Raw genomic sequence first — 10732 nt, forward strand, 5'->3', positions numbered from 1 at the left:
AATGGGACGTGTTCCGATATTCGCGGGTCTTTTGGGCATCGACGACATTGTCGATGATAGCCACCTTGTAGACATCTCGCGCCCGCTCTGGAGAGATCCAGCCTTCGGCCACATCCTTGAGCACGAGATCGACATCACGTTCGAGGGGATTTCCGTATCCGCCTCCGCCGCAGGCAATCCCGATCATATTTTCGCCAGCCTTCAAGGTGATGTTGGAAACCTTGTCGATTGGCGTGACCTGACCTCGGAGATCTCGAACCAGCTGGCCCGCACCATGGGCCGAACCGCCACCGCGAACGCCCCGTGGCGGGTTTTCAGTTCCGTCACTTGCAAAGATGAACGTCATGTCAGCACCGACTGGACCGAATTCGACCCGAATTGCAGGGGCTCCACGGAAGCGGCCTGCTCCCTCGGTGTCCATCAAAAGCCTTCTTTCGCGTACCACGAGGGGATGGAAAAGTTCCGACAGTTCGACGCCGTCAATGTTGCAGATGCCGGCACACCCGACGTTCAATACGGTCAGCCAGCTGTCAGAATACGCGCCCGCAGCACCGGACGTGTGTCCGAGAAACACCATGTTGACGTAGGGTTTCCCGTCACGAGGATCGACCCCCGAAACAGTGCTGGTTGTCGGGCACAAGCTATACCCGACCTCGGCCATCCCGGCGCCTTCGGAAATTTCGGCGATCGCCATTTGCACGCAGTTACCGGCCCGGTCCGCAAGGTTCGTCGTCGCAAGCGAGCAACTGGTTGGATGACGTGGAATGCCGACAACGCAGTTCTCGCGAAGATGAACCCTGATCCTGCGAAAGCTGCCAAAGTTCTTCGGTACGGAGCCATCGATGGAGTTGAACACGCCAATCATACCAGCGGTTCGTGACGTTGCTTCGGTAAGATTGAGACCGCTAGCCAGGGCGTCATGGCAATCCCGAAAGTCGATGTCGATCATCGCCGCTTCTGCATCGACCGTCACCTTGGCCGTAACCGTCACGCCTTCGGGTCCAGTGCCAGGAAATGAATCGTGCTGGGACCGCATGACGGTCGAGCCGCTAGCCAGTTTGCCGATGGCATCGACCATGCGCTTCTCGCTATAGTCAAACCACTGCTCGACAAACGCGGAGAGTTTGTCCCAGCCGATCTCCTTACCCAAGTTCAGCAGTTCGGTTTCGCCGATGCGGGCCGCGCCGATGGTCGCCAGCAGATCGCCATACCATTGGTTAGGCACTCGAATACGAGCGCGGCACATCCGGATGATATCGTCGATGTCCTCATAGTCGCGCTGTATCTGTACACATGGGAAGATCAAAGCTCCCTCTTCGTAGACATCTCTTGCCGTTGCCACCATCGTCGATGGAACCGCGTTGCCAATGTCGGCCTGGTGCGCTTTTGTCACGACCGTGAAGCGGTGGATCCCGTCATCGTCGATAACCGGGATAATGAAACCGTGGTCTGCCGCATGGGAGTTGCCGTGATATGGCGAGTTGTGAATGAAGGCGTCTCCCGCTTTGAGCTTCGGATGAAATTCCAGCATGGATTTCGCCATCAGGTCCGGACCGGAAAGCGTGTGGATCGGAATGGCATCCGCTGAGTACAACAGCTTGCAATCGGCGGTCAGAATGCACGTCGAGAAGTCCCGTGCCCGGTTCAACACCCCCGAACGCCCAGTCCGCAGAATGGTGCTCGACATCTTTCGGTTGATACCGCCGATCCTATTGAACAGGATCGACATCTGTGCCGCGGAAATATTTGCTGGCGAGGTCATTACGCTTTCTCCTTGCCGGAACCAATCGCGCCAGCTTTAGCGAGTACACTTCCGGAACCGGTCAGGCTGAACGATGAGGTGGGGTCAATTACGATCGTGGTGAACGGCGATTCATAAATTGCCGGTCCCCGATATTCCTCGCCGACGCGCATGCTGGAGGAGGATACGATTGCCGTTTCGATGGTCCCGTAGCCGCTGAAGTAGCAAGGCCTGTGGTTGGGACGATCGCCCGTCGAACTGTTGGAAAGGCGACCGAGCGCAGCGTCGCGAAAGCGGCAACGAACACGCGCGATCCAGGTGATGAACTCGACAGGAGAGTTTACGTCATCGAACGTGAAAATCTCCCGATGCTTTGCGTGGAACGCTTCGATCAGCGCGTCAACGTCGGCGTCCGTATCGAAGGAATCCGCTGGCAGCGGAAGTTCTACTTCCCAGACCTGCTTCTCGTACCTTGCTTCGACATAGTATTGGACCGTCGTCTCAAGTGCATCTCTTCCTGGACCCGAGCTGAAGACATCGCATTTCGCCTTGAGGTCGGCGATTATGCCATTCACCTTCTCCCGGTCAAAACGATCAGAGATCGTGTAACCCGTTAGCTGGTGGTCAGCAGCCAGGTCCGACATCAGTGCACCGGCAGCGCTCAAGGTCGCGCTGGTCTCGGGATACAGCAGATTGAGGCAGTTGAGCCGCTTTGCGATGAAGACGGAATTCAGGCCGGCCGCACCACCGCCGCCAATAAGAGTGGCCTCGGAGGGATCGATACCCTGGTTGACGGTAATCTCCTCGATCGCCTGGACCATGTTCTCGGTTGCGATATCGACGATTGCCGCGGCTGCTTCTTCAACTGACACGCCAAGCGGGCCAGCAATTGCCTGCTCAACGGCGGCGCGTGACAGGGACGCGTCGATCTTCATTCGACCGCCGAGGAAGTAGTCAGGGTCGATGTATCCAAGAACGACGCATGCGTCGGTAAAGGTCGGCTCAGTGTTGCCATTTCCGAAGCAGGCGGGACCAGGCATCGCCCCAGCACTTTTGGGGCCGACATGCAGCATCCCGCCTTCGTCGATCCGAGCGATACTGCCACCCCCTGCGCCGATGCTTCTGACATCGACCGATGGAAAACCGGTGTTGTGACCGATATAGGGCTCACCGATCCACATGTCCCTGGTCGTCGGTATGGCGCCGTGACGCACGAGGCTCACGTCATATGTCGTCCCCCCGGTATCGCTGATAATGGCGGTCGAATTGCCGGTATCGAGAACCGAGAAGTGGCGGCCACCAATCGGCGCCGTCGACGGACCAGAGTTCAGCGAATGGATCGGCATCTTCGCCAGTTCGTGAGAGTCGATCATACCTGCCTGAGACGTAAGCACGAGCAGACGGCCGTCAAAGCCGGATTCGCGCAACCGGGCCTCAAGGCGACCAAGGTATTTGCCCATCAGCGGCTTCAGCGAGGCGTCCATACAGGTCGACGATGCCCGTCGGAACTCTCGCATCGACGGATTGAGCTGGTGCGACAAGGTTACAGCCACGCTTGGGAGATGCTCTGCAAGAAGCTCGCCAACCCGGACTTCATGTGCCGGATTGACGATCGACCAAAGAAGGCACACGCCAACCGCTTCCACGTTCTGCTTCTTGAGCCGGTCGATGATCGCCAGCACCGCTGCGTCGTCAAGCGGGGTATCCTCCGAGCCGTCACTCAGCAGACGGCCGGGCACTTCGAAGGTCAAGGCGCGCGGAACGTAGGGCTCGGGATAGCTGATATGATCCGGAAAGGCGCTCGAACGGCCGCCCTCACGAAGAAGGAGAATTTCCGGATGCCCGTGAGAGGTCAGGAATGCGGTCTTGGCGGTGTTGCCGGTGATGATAGCATTGATCGAATGCGTCGTGCCGTGGATGAATGTTCCGCAGGTGGAGAGGAATTCGGACAAGCTCTGACCGAAATCAGTTGCCGCAAGGGTCAACACATTCAAGATGCCCTGGGCCGGATCCGAAGGGACCGTCGACGATTTGAACATCCGCAACGTGCCATCGTCACCCTCGACCATAAGGTCGGTGAACGTTCCCCCAGTGTCACACGCTAATCTCATTTCAGCTCCCTGATTATCTTGGTGTTTACAAAGTGGCTGTCGCTCAATGCGCTGTCAGCGCACGTGTCACGACGCCAAAGATGTTTCCTGCAGGCGAGATGCGAAGCGCTCTTGGGCGGCGCGTCTTACTGCATCCAGAACCGGCAATGATGTACGGCTGCGCAGATCGAACTGCACGGTTGTTGCCTGAAGTCTGGCGGCGACCTCACCCGTGCATTCTATGACGATTTCGTGGATCGAGCCGATCGAACTGCGCCCGATCTTGACGACCGCGCTTCTGACGAACAGCGGCCAGCCGGCCTTAACCTCTTTGAGGTAACCGATCTGATGGGAGACGTCGGCCCAACCGATGGAATTGCCTTCGAGATCGTCGACGGTGTATCCAAGCCTGAAGAAAAGCTGGAAGATCGCGATGTCGAAAACCCGCATATACCCTGTGGTGTTCAGATGGTTCTGCGTGTCACAATCGGCCGGGTAGACCATTGTGCGCGCAGTTTCGATCCAAGTTTCTTCGCTCATCTCTATTGTCCAAGATACGCTGCGGCGACCGCAGGATTGTTGATGAGCCCCGAAGATGGGCCAGATAGCGTGATCGAACCGAGTTCCATCACGTAGGCATTGGTCGAGATCTCCAGGGCAAGCATTGCGTTCTGCTCCACGAGAAGCACACCGGCACCCGTCTCCTTACAGATCTGAACGATCGAGCGCATAAGATGCTCTTCGATGAGCGGGGCCAGTCCGATCGATGGTTCATCCAGAACATAAAGTTTCGGATCGGACATCATCGCTCGGGCAAACGCCAACATCTGCTGCTCGCCCCCGCTGAGCTGGCGTGCCTTCAGAGAGCGCTTTTGCGCAAGAACGGGGAAGATCTCGTATGCGCGGCCCATATCACGGCTGATCGCTCGCTTGTCGCTTCGAAGGTGCGCACCGAGGAGCAAGTTTTCGTGGACTGTCATTCGCGGGAAGAGCTCACGCCCTTCCGGAACCTGGGCCATACCGGCGGCGACAATCGCCGCAGGGCTTGCCGCTGTCAGGTCAACTCCGTTGAAGGTTATGGTGCCGGTCGATGGCGTGATCAGCCCCGAAATCGCGCCGAGCAATGACGTCTTTCCGGCGCCGTTACTGCCGATGAGAGCGGTGATTGCGCCCGCGACGACATCGATCGACACTTTATCGACTGCCTTGATTCCGGAGTAGTCAACTGAGAGATTGCGAACCTCAAGCATGCTTCCCTCCGCGACTTCCCAGATAGGCTTCGATCACCGCGCTGTTGTTGACGATCTCTGAGGGCGGCCCATCGGCAATCTTCTTTCCGAAGTTGATGACGGTCATGTGCGAGCAGAGGCTGAGAACGGTCTTAACGTCATGCTCGACCAGCAGGATTGTGATGCCGCTCTTATTGATTTCCCGAATTGACGCTGCCAACCCTGCCTTCTCGGTCGCATTCAAACCTGCAAGTGGCTCGTCCAACAGAAGCAGCTTTGGCTTTGCGACGAATGCCGACGCTACCGAGAGTGTCCGCTGCATCCCGCCTGGCAGGACACCAGCGGTCTGGTATGCGACATGACCGAGCTTCATGATCTCGATCACTCGATCAACATCCGCTTCAATGGCCTTTGGTCCGGGGTTCTTGAAAAACTTCAGTGGGACCCACGGCGGCGAAAGACGCGCGGTGGCAGCCATACGAATGTTTTCGCGAACTGTTGCCTCGGAATAGACTTTGATGAGCTGGAAGGTTCTCACAACTCCGGCACGGGAGACGACATGCGGCCTCAAGCCGGAAATGCGCGCCCCCTCGAAAAGAATGCTTCCTGTTGTCGGCTTCAAAAACCCACTAATCAGGTTCATCATCGTCGACTTTCCGGATCCATTCGGACCGATCAAGCCGTGTATGTGCCCACTCGAAACCTTGGTAGAGACGCCATCAATTGCGGTAAGGTTGCCAAAGCGACGGGTAACGTTTTCCAATTCAAGCATTGACAGCCTCCTTGTTCGGACGGAGCCGCGAAAGGAGGGATTGAATTCTGGAGTCGATCCCGCCGGGTGCGACCAGGAGGACAAAGATCACGCATATGCCCCATACCAACGGGACCACCTGGGGCACGCCGCGGAATAGCTGCTCGATCCCTGTCAAGAAGATCAGGCCCGCGATCGGTCCGATGTAGCTGCTGACACCGCCGACGATCGCGGACGCGACGATCTTGAACATCAGGGTCGAGCTAAAATCAGCGGGCGAAACAATGCCATTGTAGCTCGCCATGAACCCTCCGGCGATGCCGGCGAGCGCGGATCCGACGACGAATACGAGACTGCGGAACCCCCACGCGTTGATCCCGAGGGAAACCGATAGCTCTTCGTTCCGGCCGACAGCCTGGACGGTCTTCCCGACACGAGAGCGTTCGAACGCGAGCAGCGCAAGCACGACTACGGCCAATACAGCCAGAAGAAGGAAGTGGAAGCTTGTGACGTCTTCGAAGCCTTGGGGGCGTTTGATAAACGCGATCCCGCTCGTTCCACCTGTGATCTCGCGAAACTGGATGAAGCACTGCCGGAGTGCCTCGCCGGCGGCGAACGTTGCCAAGAAGAAGTAGTACTCGCGCGTTCGAAGAACCGGATAGCTAATCAACAGGCCGAAAATCAGGGCGATGAACCCACCGATCGCGATGGTCGTGCCGATCGAAAGATTGTAAGGCGCTTGCGAAAGAAGTGCGACGGAGTACCCTCCGAGGCCCATCGTTGCCACGTGGGCAAATGACCATCCTCCCATGAGCGTAATCAAGCGGTAGCTCACAACCATAAGGCAGTTAAGCAGGAAGATGATGATCACGTCCTTCCAGTAGGACGATACGAAGGCAGGCAGCATCGCCAAGCTGATGAGAAAGCAAACCAGAATTGCAAGTTGTGTCGTCACCGCGATGGATGGAGCAGCAACTGTCTTTGTAGCGGAGCCGCTCATCAGTCTTTCTCCCCGAAGAGGCCTTGGGGCCGGATTGATAGGACGATGAGCATGATGAGTGCGCTGAACATAGCTAGAAACCTGCCGAAGCCTGCGACGGACACCAAGGTGTCAAAGATGCCGAACATCAACGCTGCAGCGACCGCGCCCCAAATTGACCCGATTCCACCAACGATGATGATAATGAATGCCTTCCAGAGAGCGTCGACGCCCATGAAGGGATTGACGCCCGCAACGGGTGCCATGACGACACCTGCGGTTCCCGCCATGGTCGCACCGATGACGACTGCCAATGACCCAACGAGCTTAATGTTGACGCCTTGGAGTAACGCGCCTCTCTTGTTTTGAGCGACAGCCCGCATGGCTCGGCCGAGACGGGAGCGCTCCATGAATAGCCACAGGGCAATGATCATGAACGCAGCTACCACCATGACCAGCACGCGCTGATAGGGCATGATCGCGCCGCCTAAGAACAGGACACCTGGGACAGGCGCCTTAACGATCTGGCCAACCGCGCCAAAGGCCTGAACCACACAGACCTGTAGAATGTAGGAGAGCGAGAGCGTCGCAACATAGATGCTGAGAGGGCGGTCAGCGAGCGGCCTAATAATTGCCGTGTTGGCAAGAAAGCCCATTGCAGCCAGCACCAAAGCGGCCACGCCCGCACCGAAGGCGTAACCGACGATGCTCCCTGTGATCGGGGAGACGACTGCCAACGTCACCCAGGCGGCGTAGGCGCCGACCATGTAAAAGTCGCCGTGCGCGAAATTGACGACTCGCATAACCCCAAAAACGAGTGCCAATCCGATGGAAAAACAGACGTAGAATGAGGTCAACGATAGGATATTCAACGTGATCTGCATGATGCGTTCACCTCGGAAAACCACAGCGGGGGGTTCTTGCGCCAGGCGCAAGAACCTTGTCGATGAAACTTGATCAGTCCTTGGTCACCTGATCGGTCGCTTCAAGTGCGGGGAGCGCGGAAGCCTTGTTCTTCTCCCACCACGAGGCCGTGTCCACTATGTCATCCCGCTTGATCGCTTTGCCGATTTCGTCGATCTGGTAGATCGGCATCGGCGTCGTCAGCAGGTTATTGACGCCGTAGATGTCCACTCCACCCCAAGGAGAGGTCCCGAATATCGGATGTTCAACCGTTGGGCCGCTTTTCAAGGCAGCGAGAACCGACGCACCATCTGGGGTTTTCGCAGCCTTTATACCCGGTTCAAGCGTCGTCATCGATGCGTAAGCCATCGACGTCAGGTAAGTCCAATCCGCCTCACCGTACTTCTTCGCGTATTCGGCGAAAAGAGCATCAAGACGCTCGTCTTGTCCTTTTAGCTGCGCATCGATCGCGTAAGCACTGAAGAACCGGTTTGCGATATCCTCGGGAGCAAGGCGTTCCAACAGGAACTTCAAAGACCACCCTTCGCTGGCAAACAGTCCCTTGTAGCCAAGCTGTTGCATTGCTTCGACCATCAAAGCCTGCTGGCCCGGAGGGAATCCAAGTTCAAGAACGAGGTCTGGTTGGGCAGCGGCAACGGGTGTCACGACCCCCATAATGTCGCTCGCCATAGCCATGTCGTAGGGGGTTTCGTAGACGATCTCGATGCGATCACTGTATGGCGCCAAGCCGGCTTTGAAGTATGCCGCAGCCGTATGGCCGTATGAGGCATCGGGCACCAGGATGGCAACTTTCTTGACCTCGGGATGGTGTTCAACCACATATGCCGCGACATGCATGTAGTTGGCGGGCGCGCCAGTGATTGCACCAATAAGGTATGGGAACTGCTTGCTCAGATAGCCCCCGCCGTAGGTCATGGTGAGGACTTTGTTTTCGGTCACGAAGGAGGCGATTGCCTTGCGAGCCGCAGGGGTCCACGTCTGGAGAAGGAACTGCACGCTGTCGTCCTGCACAGCACGGCGGGCAGAGGCAAGCTCATCACCGGGCGTATAGCAGTTGTTATCGTATGCATGCACTTCGATTGTATGCTGCTTGCCGGAAGCATCAGTAATGCCTCCTTTCTTGTTCAACTCGTCGGCCCACATCTCGACACCGCGTGTGATGGGGATGCCGTACTGGGCACAGGGCCCCGACTGGGGCGTGATCACGCCGACCTTGATCGCGTCGGCGTGCGCCATTGTGGCTATTGTGAGAGCGGCGACTGCCGCGAGAATACTGCGCGTAACCATTTTGTAGTTCCCCTTTTGCTTGAGTTGAAGTTGTGGTCTAGCGGATGACCTCCATGTTTCCGCAAATGCCGAGTGACTGGCCCGAAATCGAGCGCCCTGACGGCGAGCATACAAAGGCGATGAGGTCGGCGATTTCCTCAGGGTCGATCATCTTATGCATGGAGATGTTCTTGAGCTCGTCGGCCCACGCAGCCTCTTCAGAGATACCTAAGAGCTTAGCGCGTTCGGCAATGACGCGGTTCATACGATCACCGTTCACCGATCCGGGCAGAATCGAGTTCACGCGGATGTTAAACTCGCCCAATTCCATAGCGAGAGACTCCGTAAAACCAATCACGCCCCATTTTGCGGCCGCGTATGGTGTCCGGTATGGAAACCCGAGCCGTCCAGCGGCCGACGATAGATTAATAATGCTTCCCGATTTCTGGCGTTTTAGGTGAGGGATCACGTTCCGGCAGAAATAGAACTGCGCATTGAGGTTGACGACAACCGTCTCGTCCCACTGCGTCGGGCTGATGTCTTCAACATTTTTCGTCGGCCCGGCGATCCCCGCGTTGTTGACCAAAATGTCGACACCCTGAAGGGTCGTGATCATTTCTTCAGTGACGGATGCGACCGCCTCGGCGTCGCGAACGTCGCACTGATAAGCCGCGATCTTGGGGTTCTCTCTGCTGAAAGACTCAAGCGCCGCCTCACTGATGTCGCATACTGCAACATTAGCTCCAGTCGAATGAAGCGTACGAGCGACAACGCGTCCAATCCCACTCGCTCCGGCAGTCACTATGGCACGCTGGTTGGAAAGGCTCACCATTACGCACCTGCCTTAAGGCCAAGCCGGTCGCGGGCAGCACTGGAGCTCATAACCTTTGCGCCCATCGCTTCAATGATCGTTTTGGCTCGGTCGACAAGAGCCACGTTGGTCGCAAGTTCACCCTTTTTCAGCCAGATATTGTCTTCAAGGCCGACGCGGACGTTACCGCCGAGGATCACAGCCTGGGCGACCATAGGCAACTGCATTCGCCCAACACCAAAAGCAGACCATACGACATCCTTGCCCTGCGCCATGTCGACGAAAGCCTTCATTGATGTTGTCGTGGCAGGCGCACCGTAGTTAACACCCAGGCAGAACTGAACCATCGCGCTGCCATCGAAATAGCCCTTCTCGAGAAGGTCCATCGCAAGCTGCATGTGACCGAGATCGAACACTTCCAGTTCAGGCTTGACGCCGAAGGCCCTAATCATCTCCGCGCCTTGGCGGATCTGTTCGGAGGTGCTGATGTAAACGAGGTTGCCGGATCCTACGTTGTAGCTCCCGCAATCCAGCGTGCAGATGTCGGGCCTCAGGGCCTCGACATGCACCAATCGCTCCTTCTGGGAAACGAGATCGCTTTCTTTGGCTACGAACGCATAGGGGTCGTCTGCGCCGAACGTCAGATCGCCTCCCATGCCCGCGGTGGTGTTGATGATGATGTCGTTGTTCTTTTCGCGAACAAGTTCAATGACGGCCTTGTAGAGATCGGTACGCCGGCTGCCAACACCGGTCTCGGGGTCGCGGACATGTATGTGCGCAATTGCTGCACCAGCATCTGCCACTGCAAGCACGTCTCTCGCGATCGCCTCCGGCGCTATTGGCACGTTGGGGTTCTTCTTGAAATTATCCCCCGCGCCCGTGACGGCACATGTGATGAAGACGTCATTATTCATACGCTTAGCTCTCCGTGTGTCGGGAAC

General features: G+C 57.2%; 10 protein-coding genes. All 10 read right to left on the reverse strand.

Annotated elements, in window-relative coordinates:
* Window positions 1–1762 (reverse strand): hydantoinase B/oxoprolinase family protein (locus tag EM858_RS26525; protein ID WP_164865581.1); only part of this gene is annotated, 1762 nt, incomplete at its 3' end.
* On the reverse strand, window positions 1762–3852 hold the full coding sequence (locus tag EM858_RS26530) for a hydantoinase/oxoprolinase family protein (RefSeq protein WP_127758522.1): 2091 nt from the start codon (window positions 3850–3852) through the stop codon (window positions 1762–1764). The genes EM858_RS26525 and EM858_RS26530, both read right to left, overlap by 1 nt.
* A gap of 66 nt (window positions 3853–3918) precedes the next feature.
* Window positions 3919–4371, reverse strand: coding sequence for an acyl-CoA thioesterase (locus EM858_RS26535; protein WP_127758523.1), 453 nt, complete (start codon window positions 4369–4371; stop codon window positions 3919–3921).
* Window positions 4372–4373: 2 nt separating this feature from the next.
* Window positions 4374–5081 carry an ABC transporter ATP-binding protein gene (locus EM858_RS26540; RefSeq protein ID WP_127758524.1) on the reverse strand — a complete coding sequence of 236 codons (708 nt, stop codon included), beginning with the start codon at window positions 5079–5081 and terminating at the stop codon, window positions 4374–4376.
* The gene (locus EM858_RS26545) at window positions 5074–5832 is read right to left on the reverse strand and encodes an ABC transporter ATP-binding protein (RefSeq protein WP_127758530.1); all 759 of its coding nucleotides are present in this window, start codon (window positions 5830–5832) and stop codon (window positions 5074–5076) included. Before EM858_RS26545 ends, EM858_RS26540 begins: the two co-directional genes overlap by 8 nt.
* Window positions 5825–6811 (reverse strand): branched-chain amino acid ABC transporter permease, encoded by a 987-nt coding sequence (locus EM858_RS26550; RefSeq protein ID WP_127758525.1) that lies wholly within the window; start codon window positions 6809–6811, stop codon window positions 5825–5827. Before EM858_RS26550 ends, EM858_RS26545 begins: the two co-directional genes overlap by 8 nt.
* Window positions 6811–7674 (reverse strand): branched-chain amino acid ABC transporter permease, encoded by an 864-nt coding sequence (locus EM858_RS26555; protein WP_127758526.1) that lies wholly within the window; start codon window positions 7672–7674, stop codon window positions 6811–6813. The genes EM858_RS26550 and EM858_RS26555 overlap by 1 nt, the downstream gene beginning before the upstream one ends.
* Before the next feature lie 73 nt (window positions 7675–7747).
* Window positions 7748–9001: an ABC transporter substrate-binding protein gene (locus EM858_RS26560; RefSeq protein ID WP_127758527.1), complete on the reverse strand. Its 1254-nt coding sequence runs from the start codon at window positions 8999–9001 to the stop codon at window positions 7748–7750.
* Between the two features lie 37 nt (window positions 9002–9038).
* Window positions 9039–9812: an SDR family oxidoreductase gene (locus tag EM858_RS26565; RefSeq protein WP_127758528.1), complete on the reverse strand. Its 774-nt coding sequence runs from the start codon at window positions 9810–9812 to the stop codon at window positions 9039–9041.
* Window positions 9812–10732: 3-keto-5-aminohexanoate cleavage protein (locus tag EM858_RS26570; protein ID WP_245483063.1), on the reverse strand; the 921-nt coding region annotated here is incomplete at its 5' end. The genes EM858_RS26570 and EM858_RS26565, both read right to left, overlap by 1 nt.

It is taken from the genome of Agrobacterium sp. CNPSo 2736 (assembly GCF_004005385.1).
Classification (GTDB): domain Bacteria; phylum Pseudomonadota; class Alphaproteobacteria; order Rhizobiales; family Rhizobiaceae; genus Agrobacterium; species Agrobacterium leguminum.